The sequence below is a fragment of the Pseudomonas sp. AK-TSAG1-1 genome, from assembly GCF_056821665.1.
This window is the reverse complement of record NZ_CM165965.1, coordinates 5,517,140-5,533,295: the sequence shown is the minus strand read 5'-3', so window position 1 is coordinate 5,533,295 and position 16,156 is coordinate 5,517,140. Positions and strand designations below refer to the sequence as shown.

The 16,156-nt window shown below is 62.3% G+C and carries 20 protein-coding genes; 12 read left to right on the top strand and 8 right to left on the bottom strand.

The features are described from left to right. The first annotated feature begins 238 nt into the window (after positions 1-238). Positions 239-1,123, top strand: coding sequence for a sugar nucleotide-binding protein (locus AC1UK9_RS25065; RefSeq protein WP_025109524.1), 885 nt, complete (start codon positions 239-241; stop codon positions 1,121-1,123). Then, positions 1,116-2,045 (top strand): NAD-dependent epimerase/dehydratase family protein, encoded by a 930-nt coding sequence (locus tag AC1UK9_RS25060; RefSeq protein WP_025109525.1) that lies wholly within the window; start codon positions 1,116-1,118, stop codon positions 2,043-2,045. The genes AC1UK9_RS25065 and AC1UK9_RS25060 overlap by 8 nt, the downstream gene beginning before the upstream one ends. A gap of 182 nt (positions 2,046-2,227) precedes the next feature. On the opposite strand, the gene AC1UK9_RS25055 is transcribed toward AC1UK9_RS25060, so the two are convergent. From AC1UK9_RS25055 to AC1UK9_RS25035, 5 genes are all read right to left on the bottom strand, one after another. Then, entirely contained in the window at positions 2,228-2,926 is a 699-nt protein-coding gene (locus AC1UK9_RS25055) for an OmpW/AlkL family protein (protein WP_025109526.1), read from the bottom strand. A 223-nt stretch (positions 2,927-3,149) separates the two neighbouring features. After that, positions 3,150-3,668, bottom strand: a complete 519-nt coding sequence (locus tag AC1UK9_RS25050) for a DUF3299 domain-containing protein (RefSeq protein WP_025109527.1) — start codon at positions 3,666-3,668, stop codon at positions 3,150-3,152. An 11-nt stretch (positions 3,669-3,679) separates the two neighbouring features. Continuing rightward, positions 3,680-4,945, bottom strand: coding sequence for an ABC transporter permease (locus tag AC1UK9_RS25045; protein ID WP_482578692.1), 1,266 nt, complete (start codon positions 4,943-4,945; stop codon positions 3,680-3,682). 1 nt (position 4,946) lies between these two features. Next, complete coding sequence (locus AC1UK9_RS25040; protein WP_007966120.1) at positions 4,947-5,657, bottom strand: ABC transporter ATP-binding protein; 711 nt, start codon at positions 5,655-5,657, stop codon at positions 4,947-4,949. 140 nt (positions 5,658-5,797) lie between these two features. Beyond that, a complete protein-coding gene (locus tag AC1UK9_RS25035) occupies positions 5,798-6,400 on the bottom strand; it encodes a DUF2796 domain-containing protein (RefSeq protein WP_025109529.1) in 603 nt (200 codons plus the stop codon). Positions 6,401-6,535: 135 nt separating this feature from the next. Between AC1UK9_RS25035 and AC1UK9_RS25030 the strand changes: the two genes are divergently transcribed. Beyond that, positions 6,536-6,895 carry a hypothetical protein gene (locus tag AC1UK9_RS25030; protein WP_473013705.1) on the top strand — a complete coding sequence of 120 codons (360 nt, stop codon included), beginning with the start codon at positions 6,536-6,538 and terminating at the stop codon, positions 6,893-6,895. Positions 6,896-6,899: 4 nt separating this feature from the next. Here AC1UK9_RS25030 and trxA read toward each other — a convergent pair whose 3' ends face one another. The 3 genes from trxA to AC1UK9_RS25015 all read right to left on the bottom strand — a co-directional run bounded on the left by trxA (position 6,900) and on the right by AC1UK9_RS25015 (position 9,065). Then, on the bottom strand, positions 6,900-7,772 hold the full coding sequence (gene trxA / locus AC1UK9_RS25025) for a thioredoxin (protein WP_025109531.1): 873 nt from the start codon (positions 7,770-7,772) through the stop codon (positions 6,900-6,902). 175 nt (positions 7,773-7,947) lie between these two features. After that, complete coding sequence (locus AC1UK9_RS25020; protein ID WP_482578691.1) at positions 7,948-8,604, bottom strand: class I SAM-dependent methyltransferase; 657 nt, start codon at positions 8,602-8,604, stop codon at positions 7,948-7,950. Then, on the bottom strand, positions 8,601-9,065 hold the full coding sequence (locus tag AC1UK9_RS25015; RefSeq protein ID WP_025109533.1) for a YbaY family lipoprotein: 465 nt from the start codon (positions 9,063-9,065) through the stop codon (positions 8,601-8,603). Before AC1UK9_RS25015 ends, AC1UK9_RS25020 begins: the two co-directional genes overlap by 4 nt. A gap of 128 nt (positions 9,066-9,193) precedes the next feature. On the opposite strand from AC1UK9_RS25015, the gene nrdR reads away from it, so the two are divergent. From nrdR to AC1UK9_RS24970, 9 genes are all read left to right on the top strand, one after another. Next, positions 9,194-9,658, top strand: coding sequence for a transcriptional regulator NrdR (nrdR, locus tag AC1UK9_RS25010; protein ID WP_007910946.1), 465 nt, complete (start codon positions 9,194-9,196; stop codon positions 9,656-9,658). Beyond that, positions 9,655-10,788 carry a bifunctional diaminohydroxyphosphoribosylaminopyrimidine deaminase/5-amino-6-(5-phosphoribosylamino)uracil reductase RibD gene (gene ribD / locus AC1UK9_RS25005; protein ID WP_482578690.1) on the top strand — a complete coding sequence of 378 codons (1,134 nt, stop codon included), beginning with the start codon at positions 9,655-9,657 and terminating at the stop codon, positions 10,786-10,788. Before nrdR ends, ribD begins: the two co-directional genes overlap by 4 nt. A 47-nt stretch (positions 10,789-10,835) precedes the next feature. Further along, positions 10,836-11,498: a riboflavin synthase gene (locus AC1UK9_RS25000; RefSeq protein WP_473013703.1), complete on the top strand. Its 663-nt coding sequence runs from the start codon at positions 10,836-10,838 to the stop codon at positions 11,496-11,498. A gap of 31 nt (positions 11,499-11,529) precedes the next feature. After that, the gene (gene ribBA / locus AC1UK9_RS24995) at positions 11,530-12,621 is read left to right on the top strand and encodes a bifunctional 3,4-dihydroxy-2-butanone-4-phosphate synthase/GTP cyclohydrolase II (protein WP_025109536.1); all 1,092 of its coding nucleotides are present in this window, start codon (positions 11,530-11,532) and stop codon (positions 12,619-12,621) included. A gap of 91 nt (positions 12,622-12,712) precedes the next feature. After that, the gene (ribH, locus tag AC1UK9_RS24990) at positions 12,713-13,189 is read left to right on the top strand and encodes a 6,7-dimethyl-8-ribityllumazine synthase (RefSeq protein WP_003228649.1); all 477 of its coding nucleotides are present in this window, start codon (positions 12,713-12,715) and stop codon (positions 13,187-13,189) included. Next, positions 13,186-13,686 carry a transcription antitermination factor NusB gene (gene nusB, locus AC1UK9_RS24985; protein ID WP_025109537.1) on the top strand — a complete coding sequence of 167 codons (501 nt, stop codon included), beginning with the start codon at positions 13,186-13,188 and terminating at the stop codon, positions 13,684-13,686. Before ribH ends, nusB begins: the two co-directional genes overlap by 4 nt. 18 nt (positions 13,687-13,704) lie before the next feature. Further along, positions 13,705-14,670, top strand: a complete 966-nt coding sequence (gene thiL / locus AC1UK9_RS24980; RefSeq protein WP_473013702.1) for a thiamine-phosphate kinase — start codon at positions 13,705-13,707, stop codon at positions 14,668-14,670. Then, entirely contained in the window at positions 14,667-15,170 is a 504-nt protein-coding gene (locus tag AC1UK9_RS24975; RefSeq protein ID WP_003228639.1) for a phosphatidylglycerophosphatase A family protein, read from the top strand. The genes thiL and AC1UK9_RS24975 overlap by 4 nt, the downstream gene beginning before the upstream one ends. Positions 15,171-15,204: 34 nt before the next feature. Further along, a complete protein-coding gene (locus tag AC1UK9_RS24970) occupies positions 15,205-15,942 on the top strand; it encodes an ABC transporter substrate-binding protein (protein WP_473013701.1) in 738 nt (245 codons plus the stop codon). The last annotated feature ends 214 nt before the right edge of the window (positions 15,943-16,156 follow it).

Genomic DNA, 16,156 nt, shown 5'->3' with positions numbered 1-16,156 from the left:
TTAAGTTATGCGGGTGGGGGCGGCAAGATGCAAGTACCGCTGGGGATCTCCAGTGGTTGACAGGGCTTCATCGCGAGCAGGCCAGTTGATTCAGCACAATTCCCGGCGATCTACACTTTACGGGTGACGGTTGCGCACTAAACCCGCAAAATGCAACGATTCCGGCAATTATCGACGGCGGTGTCACAAACACTGTCGTTAAAGCCATCGTTCCAATCAGACTGGGCCTGCTGACTCTATGCGAATGCGCCTTATGTTACTGGGCGGCGGAAATGCCCTTGGGCAGGCGCTGATTCGCCTCGGTGCAGAGGAAGACATCGGTTTCCTCGCCCCCCGCCCGCCAGAAGACGGCTGGGATGCCGCGAGCCTGACGCAACTGCTCGACGACACCCGTCCGGATGCGTTGATCAACCTCGCCTACTATTTCGACTGGTTCCAGGCCGAAACCGTCAGCGAAAGCCGTCTGGCCGGGCAGGAGCGCGCCATCGAGCGGCTGGCCGAGCTGTGCCAGCACCACAACATCATCCTCGTGCAGCCTTCCAGTTACCGGGTGTTCGACGGTTCGCGGGCGACTGCCTACAGCGAAAAAGACGAGCCGGTGCCCTTGGGCCTGCGCGGTCAGGCGCTGTGGCGCATCGAACAAAGCGTCCGTGCGACGTGCCCGCAACACGTGCTGTTGCGCTTCGGCTGGCTGCTCGATGACAGCCCTGAAGGCACCCTCGGGCGCTTCCTCGCCCGCGCCGAACAACCGGACGAATTGCTCATGGCCGACGACCGTCGGGGCAATCCGACGCCGGTGGATGACGCGGCGCGGGTGATCATTTCGGTGCTCAAGCAACTCGATTGCGCGGCGCCGCTGTGGGGCACTTACCATTACGCCGGCCATGAGGCGACCACGCCGCTGGCGCTCGGTCAGGCGATTTTGACCGAAGCTCGCAATTTGCATCAGCTGGCGATCGAAGCCCCGACCGCCCAGGCACATGCCGCGCGACCGGACGCCGCCGAAGAACCGCAGCACGCGGTACTCGCCTGCAAGAAAATTCTGCACACTTTCGGGATCAAGCCACGCGCCTGGCGCGCGGCACTCCCGGCTTTACTGGATAGGTTTTATCGTCATGGCTGAAGGCCCTGTTTTAATCACCGGTGGCGCCGGTTTCATCGGCTCGCACCTGACGGATGCGCTGCTCGCCAAGGGCCACTCGGTGCGGATTCTCGATGATCTGTCGACCGGCAAACGCGCCAACCTGCCGCTGGACAATCCGCAGGTCGAGCTGATCGTCGGTGACGTCGCCGATGCCGCGCTGGTCGCACAGGCGATGCTAGGTTGCAGCGCGGTGGCGCATCTGGCAGCGGTGGCCTCGGTCCAGGCTTCGGTGGACGATCCGGTGAAGACTCACCAGAGCAATTTCATCGGCACCCTGAATGTTTGTGAAGCCATGCGCAAAGCCGGTGTGAAGCGTGTGCTATTCGCTTCCAGCGCTGCCGTCTACGGCAACAACGGTGAAGGCGAGTCGATCGACGAGGAGACGCCAAAGGCTCCGCTGACCCCGTACGCTTCGGACAAACTGGCCGGCGAGCACTACTTCGATTTCTACCGCCGCCAGCATGGCCTGGAACCGGTGATCTTCCGCTTCTTCAACATCTTCGGGCCACGCCAGGATCCGTCCTCGCCGTACTCCGGAGTCATCAGCATTTTCAGCGAACGGGCGCAGAAAGGCCTGCCGATCACCGTGTTCGGCGATGGCGAGCAGACCCGCGATTTCCTCTATGTCGAGGATCTGGTTGATGTGCTGGTGCAGGCGATCGACAAGCCTGAAGTGGAAGTGGGCGCGATGAACGTCGGCTGGAATCAGGCAATGAACCTCAAGCAGATGCTGCAAGCGCTGCAGGAAGTGGTCGGCGATTTGCCCCCGGTCAGCTACGGCCCGGCGCGCTCCGGTGACATCCGTCATTCGCGGGCGAACAACGCGCGTTTGCTGGAGCGTTTCAAGCTGCCAGAGCCGACGCCGATGCGTGTGGGGCTGGCGCGGTTGCTCGACAAGTAGGTTTATCGCAGACATGAAAAAGGCGCCTTTTTACAGGCGCCTTTTTCACGGCCGGAATATGTCGCTATTCCTGTGGCGAGGGGATTTATCCCCGATCGATCACACGTGATCGTCGTCAGTTCCAAGCCTGCTCACCCAAAGCCTCATTCACCACCACGTGAACGTTCCTGGTTGAATCTGCCTTAGAACTTGTAGCCCAGACCCACCATGTACACAAATGGATCGACATCAACATTCACCTTGGCACGGGTGCCCGGCGCCACGGCGTTGTTCTCGACGGTGGCGCGGGTATCGATGTCGATGTAGCGCACCTGGGCGTTGAGCATGATGTTGTCGGTCAGCATGTAGTCGGCGCCGACCTGCCAGGCCAGACCCCAGGAATTTTTCGCCTTGAAGTTGCTGAAGCCGTTGGATTGGGCTTCGCTGCCGACGTGCTCGTCGTAGATCCAGGTGTAGTTGATGCCGCCGCCGATGTACGGCTGGAACGGCGACTTGGCATCCAGCGGGTAGTACACGACGCTGAGGGTTGGCGGCAGGTGTTTCAGGGTACCGAGTTTGCCGTTGGCAGCTGGCAGCGCGGTGCCTTTGATTTTTACGTCATGCTCGAACGGCGAGGCGGCCAGCAACTCGATACCGATGTTGTTGGTCAGCATGTAGGCGAAGTTCAGACCCAGTTGGGTGTCGCTGCTCATGGTCGCCTTGCCGCCCAGATTGGTGCCGCTCAACGGACCCTGATCGACCTTGACGCTGGAGCTGTCGGCCTTCGGGTTGACGGTGATCGCACCGGCGCGAACGATGATGTCGCCGGCTTCGTGGGCGTGGGCGAGCGGGGCTGCGAGCGCGAATGCAAACAGCGAAGCGCTGAGCAAGGACTTGTTCATGGGAGCTCCAAAAGGACGTTAAAAATGTCTGATGCCCTATGGTATGAAGCCAACTGATACGGTCTTTTGACTCAGCTCAATGAAACAGTGAAGGGGTGGTTTTTTGTGGAACCTTTGCCGCCCCTTCGCGAACAAGCCCGCTCCCACAGGTGAATGCTTTTCAAATGTGGGAGCGGGCTTGTTCACGAAGGCGATTGATCAACCGGTACAAAACTCTCGGGATTCACTCCGGCAGTTCATACACATAAATCTTGTCGGCATCCATCTGATACCCGGCATCGGCCAGTTCGCTGGTGGACGCCTTGACCTGCAGCGGCCCCTCGACCCAGTACGGCTGATACAGCTCGTCGAGCTTTACGCCGACTTCGCTTTTCACATGCACGATCTGGTTCGACGGCGGTGGCGGCACGTGGATGCAGGCGCCGAAGTACGGCACCAGCAGGAAGTCCGTGGTGCGCCCCTCTTCGTTGACTTCTAGCGGCACGATGTAGCCCGGCAGGCGGATGTTCTGCCCGTCGAGGCTCGGCACCACCGGCGCGTTGGGCAGGTCCTGCCTGGCGGCTGGCGCGGACTCGGCGGAGAGTGCATCACTCATCTTCGACATGTCGTGCAGAGGCGTCATGTTCGGCACTTCCGGCGCGGCGTCCGGCGGGATCATTTCCGACCAGGTCAGGTCTTTCGGCGCCGCTGCCCACACGGGCAGGGCAACCAGCAACAGCAGCGCAAGTACAGCGCGGGGCATGGTGAGCATCCTCATAAACGGATCGACAGGCCATCAGCCAGGGATTGGCGATATGCACGCCAGGCCGGCACGCTGCCCATCAGCAGCGCGGCTGCCAGAATGCCACCGAGCAGCGTCCATTCATACTCGCTCGGCCACGCCAGCGGCAGGTACAGCCCGTAATTGGCCTGCACGTAACCCTGCGCGGCGGCGATGCCGATGTACAGCAACGCCAGCCCGGCGATCACCCCGGTCAGCGCCAACGCAAAGGCTTCCAGCACCAGCAGGCTTGCGATGTGCCACGGCCGCGCACCGACCGAACGCAGAATCGCCATCTCCCGGCGACGCTCGTTGAGGCTGGTGAGAATCGCCGTGAGCATGCCGATCAACCCGGTCAGCACCACGAACAACGAGACCACGAACAGCGCTTTTTCAGCGGTGCTCATCAGGCTCCACAACTCCTGCAAGGCCACGCCCGGAAGGATCGCCAGCATCGGCTCGCCACGGTATTCGTTGATCTCGCGTTGCAGGGCGAAGGTGGAAATCTTGCTGTTGAGGCCGAGCATGAACGCGGTGATCGCTTGTGGCGTCAGGTCCATGTTGCGCGCCTGATCCGCGGTGATCCTGCCGTTACCTCGCGCCGGCACGCCATTGTGCCAGTCGATGTGGATCGCCTCCATGCCGCCGAGGCTGATGTGCAACGTGCGATCCACCGGGGTGCCGGTGCGCTTGAGAATGCCGACCACGGTGAACGGTTTGTCGTCGTGCTTGACCAGACTGATCGCCGCCACACCGTGGGCCAGCACCAGTTGGTCGCCGAGCTTGTAATGCAGCGCCTCGGCCACTTCGGCGCCGAGCACCACTTCGAACGGGTCGGTGGCAAACGCCCGGCCATCAGCCAGTTCCAGATGTTGCTGGCGGCCGTACTGGTAATGCTCGAAATACGCCTCGGTGGTGCCCATCACCCGGTAGCCGCGATGCGAGTCGCCGAGGGACATCGGGATCGCCCACTTCACTTTCGGGTTGCTGGCGAAGTGTTCGAAGCTCTCCCAGCGAATGTTGTTGGTCGCATTGCCGATACGGAACACCGAGTACAGCAACAGGTTCACCGAACCGGAGCGGGCGCCGACGATCAGGTCGGTGCCGCTGATGGTGCTGGCGAAACTGGCTTTGGCTTCGGTGCGCACGCGCTCGACGGCGAGCAGCAGACACACCGACAAGGCGATCGCGAAAGCGGTGAGCAGGGCGGTGAAGCGGCGGTTGGCCAGGCTGGCCATGGCCAGACGAAACAGATACATCTCAGACCTCGGCAGACGTGGCGGCGCGATTGAGTTCGGCCAGGGACAGGTGACGGTCGAACAGCGGCGCAAGGCTCTGATCGTGGCTGACGAACAACAGGCTCGATCCGGCTTCGCGGCATTCGGCGAACAACAGGCGAATGAAGTTCTCCCGGGCGTCGTAATCCAGCGCCGAGGTCGGTTCGTCGGCGATCACCAGTTCCGGTTGGCCGATCAAGGCACGCGCGGCGGCGACCCGTTGCTGCTGACCGATCGACAGCGAGTCGGCGCGTCGACCGAGGATGCTTTCATCCTTCAAGCCCAAGTGGGCGAGCAGGGTGGCGGCGGCCTGATCGACACTGCCGTGACGTTGTTTCGCCCGTTCGGCACGCAGTTTCGAGAAGTGGCAGGGCAGCTCGACGTTCTCGCGCACCGAGAGAAACGGCAGCAGGTTGAACTGCTGGAAAATGTAGCCAGTGTGATCGACACGAAAGCGGTCGCGGGCGCCGGCACCCAGTTCGGTCAGCTCCTGGCCAAGCAGGCGAATGCTGCCGCGCCCGGGTTTTTGCACCCCGCCGAGCAGGCCGAGCAGGGTGGTCTTGCCACTGCCGCTGGGGCCTTTGAGGAACAAGGTTTCGCCCGGTTCCAGGCGAAATGCCGGGATGTCCAGCAGCGGCGGGTGACCGGGCCAGTTGAAGCCCAGGTCGGACAGTTCGATGAGTGCTTGGGTCATGGCACCAGTTTCATGAAGTGAACACATAACCCCTTGTGGGAGCGGGCTTGCTCGCGAATGCAATGGATCAGCCAAATCTTTGTTGACTGATCCACCGCATTCGCGAGCAAGCCCGCTCACACAGGGGATCGTCGGTGTGATCAGAATTTCAGGGCAGCCGCCTTGGCCGTCACTTCCGTCCCTTGCTGGCCGCTCGGACCGATCAGTTGTACCTGAATTTTCTGGGTCGCCGGGAAGGTATTGAAGATGTTCGCCAGATCCAGCGTCTTCAGAGCACCCGGGGTCGCGCAGCTGAATTGATAATGGGCGTGGATCTCGCTGTGATCGTGGTGATGCGCTTCACCGCCCTTGGCATCTTCGTCGTGGTCATCATCGTCATGGTCGTCGGCATCCGGCTTGTCGCCGAACAGCGGGCTTTGCAGTTCCTGACTGGTGACTTTGCAACCGGCGGCGGCTGGCAGGTTGAACAGCGCCAGCGGGTTTTCCAGTTTGGTGCGCGCGGCCACGACCTTGGCTTTGTCGACGTCGGTGGTGGCAGCGTGTTCGAAGCCGACCAGGTTCATTGCCGGGCTTTCCAGTTCCAGCTCCAGGGTCTGGCCGTCGAGCGCAGCGTTCAGCCGGCCGACGCCATGTTCATGGGCGCCGAGGCTGCCGTGCTCGTGGTCATGATCGTGCTCATCGGCGGCGTGGGCGATGGCCAGCGGCAACAGGGCAAACGGCAAAGCGAGCAGCAGACGGCGCATGGCGATCTCCGGAAAGTAAAGTGAAGAGTTTGTTATGTAATCTTATAACGAAAGTGCGCAGAGTTTGCCCGCCTGCTTGGCGTTGCACAAGTCCCGTGGGAGCATGCAGGTCAGAAATGTGCAGGAGCGAAGCAGATGTTGCGGATACGTGGAACCGTCGGCGCGATGCCGGTGGATTTGACGGTGGAGCTGGATGACAGCGATTGGGCGAAGCTGGGCGCGGCGCTTGGGGCGCACACGCAGAGCGAGCAGCCGCAGGCGGCAGTACTGACCCCGGCAGCCAAACCGCAGAACCAGGACGATGCGTTGTGGCAAGTCGCGCAGGACCTGTTGCGCAAGGCCGGTCAGCTCAGCGGCCCGGACTTGCTGGATCAGCTTGAGGGCCTGACCGGCAGCGCGGCGGCGGGCAAACGCCTGCTGGTGCGCTTGCGCCATAGTGCACGGGTGAAAGTGGCGAGCGGCGGGGATACGCCGCTCTACAGCTGGATCGAGTGAGCGCTTAATAAAGCGCCGCAAACACCTTGCGCCGGTAAGCGGTCACCAGCGGGTGATCGTTGCCCAGCAGTTCGAACACTTGCAGCAGGGTCTTGTGCGGCAACCCTTCGCCGTAGCTGCGGTTGCGGATGAACAACTTGAGCAAGGCTTCCAGCGCCGCCTCGTATTGCTGGCGCGCCAGCTGCTGGATCGCCAGTTGATACACCGCTTCGTCGTCCTGCGGATTCTGCGCAAGACGCGCCTTGAGGTCAGCGGCATCCGGCAGGTCGCGAGCCAGGCCGAGGAACTTGATCTGCGCCTTGGCCCCGGCCAGTGCAGCCTTGTGCTCATCGCTCTTGACCGCGTCGAGCACGGTTTGCGCTTCGCCCAGTTCGCCGCGTTCGGTCAGGCAGCGGGCGTAGAGGATCAGCGCCTTGGCGTTGCTGTTGTCTTCGGTGAGCATCACCACCAGCGCCGCTTCGGCATCGGCGTAACGCCCTTCATCGAACAGCGCCTGAGCCTGCTCGAACGGATCGGCAGCGGTTGGCGCCGGCATCTGCACATGCGGTTCGAGCAGGGCGCGCACCGCGGATTCCGGTTGCGCACCGGCAAAACCGTCCACCGGTTGGCCGTCCTTGAACAGCACCACGGTCGGCAGGCTGCGGATACCGAAGCGGGCGACGATGTCCTGCTCGATGTCGCAGTTGACCTTGGCCAGCAGCAGTTCGCCCTGATAGCTCTCGGCGATGCCTTGCAGCATCGGCATCAGCGCCTTGCACGGCGCACACCATTCGGCCCAGAAATCCACCAGCACCGGTTTGTTGAAGGAAGCTTCGATCACCGACTGGTCGAAATCGGCAGTCGTGGCGTCGAAGATGTACGGCGTTTGCTGACTCATGGGGGATCTCGTAAAAGCGTGGATGGGGCAACTATACGGCTTGGCGGGGTGTGGCCGGAAGCGGTGCAGATTTGAGCGTTGTGCCGCCTGGCAGGACGCTTTCGCGAGCAAGCTCCCACATCGGATCTATGACGTTCACCCACCCCTTGTGGGAGCGAGCCTGCTCGCGAAGCTTCTAGTCACGCCGCGCATGGTAAAGGCTGACATGTCTGAATTCTTCCGGCTCGGCCAGATCCGGCAGGGTCATGGCTTCGAGCATTTCGATGCGCCGGTACAACGGATGGCGAAAATCGCGCACCCGCGAATCCGCCACCAGCGCCTCACGCCCGCGGCTGAGAAACGCATCGAGCAATGGCAGGTTCTCGCGGTCGTACAGCACGTCTGCCACGAGGATCAGGTCGAAACGATCGGCCTCGGCGAAGAAATCCGTCGAGTAACTCATTTGCACCTCATTGAGTGCGGCGTTGGCCCGGCAGGCAGCAATCGCCAGCGGATCGAGGTCACACGCCACCACTTCCAGCGCCCCGGCCTTCACGGCGGCAATCCCGGCAATCCCGGAACCAGCGCCGAAATCCAGTACCCGCTTGCCGCGTACCCACTCGGGAAACGCCGCCAGATAACGCGCCACCGCCAGGCCACTGGCCCAGCAGAAGCTCCAATACGGTGGCTCGTGGAGGATACGGCGGGTTTCGTCGGGGCTGAATTCGCGGTGCATGTTGTCGCCGTCGATCAGCCATAGCTGCAAGTCAGTGCCCGGCAATGCACAGGCTTTGAGCCTGGCATCGCCGAGCAATTCACCTAACGCCTGTTGCAGGTCGAGCGGTGCCGTCATGGTGCTTTGACAAATTGCAGTTGGCCCAGCGCCTGAGTGGTCGGCTGGGTGATGGTTTGCGACGGCAGATGCAGGATCAACTGGCCGGACTGCGTGGCCCGACCGCGCAGCTCAACCCTGGCGCCGGCTGGAAAGGCTTCCGGATTGAAACGCAGGCGGAACGGCAGGATCTGGTTGTTACCGATCAGGCTGGAACTGGCGAGCAATTGCTGCGGGCGCGACTTCTCGTCGATCACCAGCAGCGCCAGTTCGACTTCGGCACCGGCCGGCACGCCTTGTAAAGTGCCGCTCAGTTCACGTTGATAGGCCGGCAGCGGACCCAGATCGGCAGCCTCTTTGGCTTTTTTCTGCGCCTGTTGCGGCGCAGGGCCTGGTGTCGGCGGCTGCGGCTTGGGCTTGTCGCTGCCGCAGGCCACCAGCAGGGCGAAAAGACTGAGCAAAACGAGCGGTCGTAGCGGCATTGGCAGCTCCAGCAAAATGAAATCCATGGATCAAACGATCATGGCAGTCTGTATACCGCAAACCCTATGGCTTGTCTTGCCACCGGGATGCGCTACCATGGCCCTCCCTTTTTTTGTTGCCAGCCACCATGCACTGTCCCTTCTGCGGTGCCAACGACACCAAGGTCATCGACTCGCGTCTGGTCGCCGAGGGCGAACAGGTGCGCCGCCGGCGTGAATGCCTGGCCTGCGGCGAACGTTTCACGACGTTCGAGACGGCCGAACTGGTGTTGCCGCGCCTGATCAAAACCGACGGCAGCCGCCAACCGTTCGACGAAGAAAAACTCCGCGCGGGCATGCAACGCGCCCTGGAGAAGCGTCCGGTGAGCGTCGAGCGCCTCGAATCCTCTCTGGTCCACATCAAGCACAAGCTGCGCGCCACTGGCGAGCGCGAGGTCAAGTCCCTCGTGGTCGGCGAACTGGTGATGGCCGAGCTGCAAAAGCTCGATGAAGTGGCCTATATCCGTTTCGCGTCGGTGTACAAGCGCTTTCAGGACCTCAACGAGTTCCGCGAAGAGATCGACCGCCTTGCCCGCGAGCCGGTGAAAGAATGACCAGCGCCGCCGAGCAGGCCATCCTCGACGCTCACTTCATGGCGCGCGCGCTGGAACTGGCGCGCAAGGGCCACTACACCACGCACCCCAATCCTCGGGTTGGCTGCGTGGTTGTGCGCGACGGGCAGATTGTCGGCGAAGGCTTTCACGAGCGCGCCGGCGAACCCCACGCCGAAGTCCACGCCCTGCGCGCTGCCGGTGAACTGGCCCGGGGCGCGACGGCTTACGTCACCCTTGAGCCGTGCAGCCACCATGGCCGCACGCCGCCGTGTGCCGATGCGTTGGTCAATGCCGGTGTCGGCCGGGTGGTCGCGGCGATGCGTGATCCGAACCCGCAGGTTGCCGGGCGTGGCTTGCAGCGTCTGGCTGATGCCGGCATCGCCACCGAAAGCGGGGTGCTCGAAGCTGAAGCGCGCCAGCTCAATCAAGGTTTTCTGAAGCGCATGGAACACGGCTTGCCGTTTGTGCGGGTCAAACTGGCCATGAGCCTGGACGGTCGCACAGCGATGGAAAGCGGCGAGAGCCAGTGGATCACCGGCCCGGCCGCGCGTTCCGCCGTGCAGCGTTTGCGCGCACAGGCCAGCGTGGTGCTGACCGGCGCCGACACTGTACTGGCTGACGGTGCTCGCCTGACCGTACGCGCCGACGAACTGGGTCTGGATGCCGAACAAACCGCTTTGGCCATGAGTCGCCCGCCGCTGCGAGTGCTGATCGACGGGCGTCTGCGGGTGCCGCTGGATGCGCCGTTCTTCAAGGCCGGCCCGGCATTGGTCGCCACCTGCATGGCGGTCGAGGAACAATATGCCAACGGCCCGGAATGCCTGATCGTGCCGGGTGACGACGGTCAGGTCGATCTGCATCAATTGCTCATCGAACTGGCCAGCCGTGGCGTCAACGAAGTGCTGGTCGAGGCCGGCCCGCGACTGGCTGGTGCGTTTGCCCAACTTGGTCTGGTCGACGAATTCGTGATCTTCATCGCCGGCAAGTTCCTCGGTTCCACGGCGCGTCCGCTGCTGGACTGGCCGCTGGCCTATATGAAAGACGCTCCCGAGCTGAAAATCACTGAAATCCGCGCGGTTGGCGATGACTGGCGAGTCACTGCGACGCCGGTCCTTTCGGCGAGCGTATAATTCCCGGCCATCGCCTTAGCGCTGGCTTCGTTCTCAAGGAGAACCCCATGTTTACCGGCATCATCGAATCCATCGGCAGTATCCGTGCACTGACCCCCAAGGGCGGTGATGTGCGGGTGCACGTCGCAACCGGCAAGCTCGACCTGAGCGACGTCAAACTCGGCGACAGCATCGCGGTCAACGGCGTGTGCCTGACGGCGGTTGAGCTGCCGGGCGACGGTTTCGCCGCCGATGTCAGTCGTGAAACCCTCGACTGCACTGCCATGAATGACCTGAAAAGCGGCAGTCCGGTCAATCTGGAAAAAGCCCTGACCCCGACCACCCGTCTCGGCGGGCACCTGGTCAGCGGTCACGTCGACGGTGTCGGCGAAATCGTCTCGCGCAGCGACAACGCCCGCGCCGTGGAATTTCGCATTCGCGCGCCGAAGGAGCTGGCCAAGTACATCGCCCATAAAGGCTCGATCACTGTCGACGGCACCAGCCTCACCGTGAACGCGGTCGATGGCGCCGAATTCATGCTGACGATCATTCCGCACACCTTGAGCGAAACCATCATGGCGTCCTACAAGCCAGGTCGCCGGGTGAACCTGGAAGTCGACTTGCTGGCGCGTTATCTGGAGCGCCTGCTGTTGGGCGACAAGGCTGCAGAGCCAACGTCCGGTGGCATCACTGAAAGCTTTCTGGCCCAAAACGGCTACCTCAAATCCTGAAGCTCTAAATTCGAAAGAAGGGGGGTGCCTTGTGGCGCTCAATAGCATCGAAGAACTGGTTGAAGACATCCGCCAAGGCAAGATGGTCATCCTCATGGATGACGAAGACCGCGAGAACGAAGGCGACCTGATCATGGCCGCCGAATGCTGCAAGGCCGAGCACATCAACTTCATGGCCAAGCACGCTCGTGGCCTGATCTGCATGCCGATGAGCCGTGAGCGCTGCGAACTGTTGAAGCTGCCGCTGATGGCGCCGCGCAACGGCTCCGGTTTCGGCACCAAGTTCACCGTGTCGATCGAAGCCGCCGAAGGCGTGACCACCGGTATCTCCGCCGCCGATCGTGCGCGCACCGTGCAAGCGGCTGCCGCGAAAGACGCGAAAGCTGAAGACATCGTCAGCCCGGGCCACATCTTCCCGCTGATGGCCCAGGCCGGTGGCACCCTGGCCCGTGCCGGTCATACCGAAGCGGCTTGCGACCTGGCGCGCATGGCCGGTTTCGAGCCGAGCGGCGTAATCTGCGAAGTGATGAACGACGACGGCACCATGTCCCGTCGCGCTGAACTGGAAGCCTTCGCCGCCGAGCACAACATCAAGATCGGCACCATCGCCGACCTGATTCACTACCGGATGATCCACGAACGTACCGTTCAGCGGATTGCCGAGCAGCCACTGGACAGCGAACTGGGCCAATTCAACCTGGTGACCTATCGTGATTCGGTGGAAGGCGACGTGCACATGGCCCTCACTCTGGGCACCGTTTGCGCCGAAGAGCCGACCCTGGTTCGCGTGCACAACATGGACCCGCTGCGCGACCTGCTGATGGTCAAGCAACCGGGCCGCTGGAGCCTGCGCGCCGCGATGGCCGCGGTCGCCGAGGCCGGCAGCGGCGTGGTGCTGTTGCTCGGTCACCCGCTGGACGGTGACGTGTTGCTGGCGCACATCCGCGAAACCGGTGATCAGGCGGCGGTGAAAAAACCGACCACCTACAGCATCGTCGGTGCCGGTTCGCAGATCCTGCGTGACCTCGGTGTGCGCAAAATGCGCCTGATGTCGGCACCGATGAAATTTAATGCGATATCCGGTTTCGATCTGGAAGTTGTAGAATACGTGCCCTCCGAATAATGACCGGTTGTTTCCGGCCCCGAATTCGCGGCAAATAAATCACTGAGGGACGCGAAACAGACGCGTCCCGGCTCTTTAAGAGATCTGACGAATGACCCTGAAGACCATCGAAGGTACCTTCATCGCCCCTAAAGGCCGCTACGCTCTGGTAGTGGGCCGCTTCAACAGCTTCGTAGTTGAAAGCCTGGTCAGCGGTGCAGTGGATGCCCTGGTTCGCCACGGCGTGAGCGAAAGCGACATCACCATCATCCGCGCACCTGGCGCCTTCGAAATCCCGCTGGTTGCGCAGAAAGTCGCCCAGAAAGGCGAGTTCGCAGCCATCATCGCCCTCGGCGCGGTCATTCGTGGTGGCACTCCGCACTTCGAATACGTGGCAGGCGAGTGCACCAAGGGCCTGGCCCAGGTGTCCATGGAGTTCGGCGTACCGGTCGCTTTCGGCGTCCTGACCGTTGATTCCATCGAGCAAGCCATCGAACGTTCCGGCACCAAGGCCGGCAACAAAGGTGCTGAAGCTGCCCTGTCCGCTCTGGAAATGGTCAGCCTGCTGGCGCAGTTGGAGGCCAAGTGATTAGCGACGATAGCGATCGTTTCAACCCGCGCGATCCAAAACCTGCGGCCGCCGGCAAGCCATCGAAGAGCGTCAAGCGCCGCGAAGCCCGTCAGCTCGCGACGCAGGCCCTGTATCAATGGCACATGGCCAAGCAGTCGCTGAACGAGATCGAAGCGCAGTTCCGGGTCGATAACGATTTCACCGATGTCGATGGCGCTTACTTTCGCGAAATCCTGCACGGGGTTCCGCAGTTCAAGAGCGAAATCGACACCGCGCTCAAGCCTTGCCTGGACATCGAAATCGAAGAGCTGGACCCGGTTGAACTGGCGGTTCTGCGCCTGTCCACCTGGGAGCTGCTCAAGCGCGTCGACGTGCCGTATCGCGTTGTGATCAACGAAGGTATCGAGCTGGCGAAAGTCTTCGGTTCGACCGACGGCCACAAGTTCGTCAACGGCGTACTCGACAAGCTGGCTCCGCGCCTGCGTGAAGCTGAAGTCAAGGCGTTCAAGCGCTGATCAGCGCTTGATATCGCAATGGGCGAGTTTGAGCTGATCCGCAACTTCTTCGCCGCCGCGCCTTGTGCGCAGGGCGGCGAGGGCGTTGCACTGGGGATCGGTGACGACTGCGCCTTGCTGGCGGTTCCCCCCGGGGAACAGCTGGCGATTTCCACCGATACGCTGGTGGCCGGCGTGCATTTCGCCGATCCCTGCGATCCGTTTCTGCTCGGTCAGCGCTCGCTGGCCGTCGCGGTCAGCGATCTGGCCGCCATGGGCGCCACGCCCGTTGCCTTTACCCTTGCCCTGACTGTACCGACGGTGACTGCCGATTGGCTGCAAGCCTATGCCCGCGGTTTGAACCGCATGGCGCAGAGCTGCGGCGTGGCACTGGTCGGCGGCGACACCACGCGTGGGCCGTTGAGCCTGACGGTCACGGTGTTCGGTCGCGTTCCGTCCGGCCAGGCCTTGACCCGCAGCGGTGCGCAACCGGGGGATCTGCTGTGTGTCGGCGGTGAGTTGGGCAATGCCGCTGGTGCCTTGCCACTGGTACTCGGTCAGCGTGAAGCGGATGCTGAGATAGCCGAGCCGCTGCTCAGTCATTACTGGTCACCGCAGCCACAACTGGCGCTCGGTCAGGCGTTGCGCGGCAAGGCCACTTCAGCCCTCGACATTTCCGATGGCCTGCTCGCCGACTGCGGGCATATCGCCCTGGCCTCGCAAGTGCGGCTTGAGGTTGAACGTGAGCGCGTCCCGTTGTCGAACGCCTTAGTGGCGTTTCTTGGTCAGCGCGGCGCGGAACGGGCGGCGTTGAGCGGCGGCGATGACTACGTACTGGCCTTCACCCTGCCGTCCGTCGAGTTGTCGGCGTTGCTGGCCGATGGCTGGCCGATTCATGTGATCGGGCGGGTGGCGCAGGGCCAGGGTGTGGTGCTGCTGGATCGCGAAGGACACGACATCACCCCGCAAATCCGGGGTTATCAACATTTTCAGGAGACACCGTGACAGATCACCCGAAACAGGTTCCGGCCGAATTCGTTCCGCCGTCGGTCTGGCGCAATCCCTGGCATTTTCTCGCGTTCGGCTTCGGTTCCGGCACCTTGCCGAAAGCGCCGGGCACGTGGGGCTCGTTAGTTGCGCTACCCTTTATCCCGTTGTGGCAGATGCTGCCCGACTGGGGTTACTGGCTGATGCTCGGGATCACCATGCTGTTCGGCTTCTGGCTGTGCGGCAAGGTCGCCGACGATCTGCGGGTACACGACCACGAAGGCATCGTCTGGGACGAGATGGTCGGGATGTGGATCACCCTGTGGCTGGTGCCGGAAGGCTGGTACTGGTTGCTTGCCGGTTTCCTGATGTTCCGTTTCTTCGACATTCTCAAGCCATGGCCGATCCGCTGGATCGACCGGCATGTCCACGGTGGCGTCGGCATCATGCTCGATGACGTGCTGGCCGGCGTGTTCGCCTGGCTGGCAATGCAGGGACTGGTGTGGATTTTCGCCTGATCCGGATCGTCAGGGTTAAGTGAGGAGAGTAGGGATGGCTCGACGCTGGCTGGCGCTGGTGTTTCTGATCTTGCTGGGCACTGTTGCCAGTGCGCAGGAAGCTGCGCCGACGCCTGCGGTCATCCACCTGGCCAGTGAAGAATGGGAAGATTACACCGCCGCCGACGGTCATGGCCTGGGCTGGGACGTGCTGCGCAAGGTGTTCGAACCGGCCGGGGTGAAGCTCGACATTCGCAGCGAACCGTATACCCGCTCGGTCGGTCTGGCCGAGCGCGGTGAAGTCGACGCCTGCGTCGGCTCCTATCATGACGAGGCCAGTGATCTGCTGTATCCGCGCTGGAATTTTGATACCGATCACATCTACGCCCTGGGCCTGGCGAGCAATCCGCCGCCGAGCCAGGACACCCTCGGCAGCTATCGGCTGGCCTGGGTTCGTGGTTATGACTATCAGAAATACCTGCCCAATGTGCGCAACTACAATGAGGTCATCCGGCGTACCGGGATCCTGTCGATGCTCACCCACAACCGCGCCGACTATTACATCGATGCGCAGACCGAAATCGATTACGTGGTCGGCCGGGCCAAGGATCCGACGCAGTTTCGCAAGACCCACATCGCCGAGTTGCCGTTGTACCTGTGCTTCGCCGACACGCCGCAGGCTCGCACGTTGATGGCGCTGTTCGACAAGCGCATGGAGCAGTTGGTGAAGAGCGGCGAACTGAAACCGGTGTTCGAGAAGTGGCAGCAGCCGTATCCGTTCGACGCGAACTGAGCGCAGGTCTTGTGTCCAGCACTGCCCCCCCCCCTGTGGGAGCGCGCCTGCTCGCGAAAGCGCTGGGTCAGGCAACACAGAGATTGAATCTGCCGACGCCTTCGCGAGCAGGCTCGCTCCCACGGGGATCTGCACTGGCCGGGTGTTATCAAACTTTTTGATCGTTATGCCCGATAATTCAGCCTAAGCGTCTGCAGGCACCTGCTGTTACAAT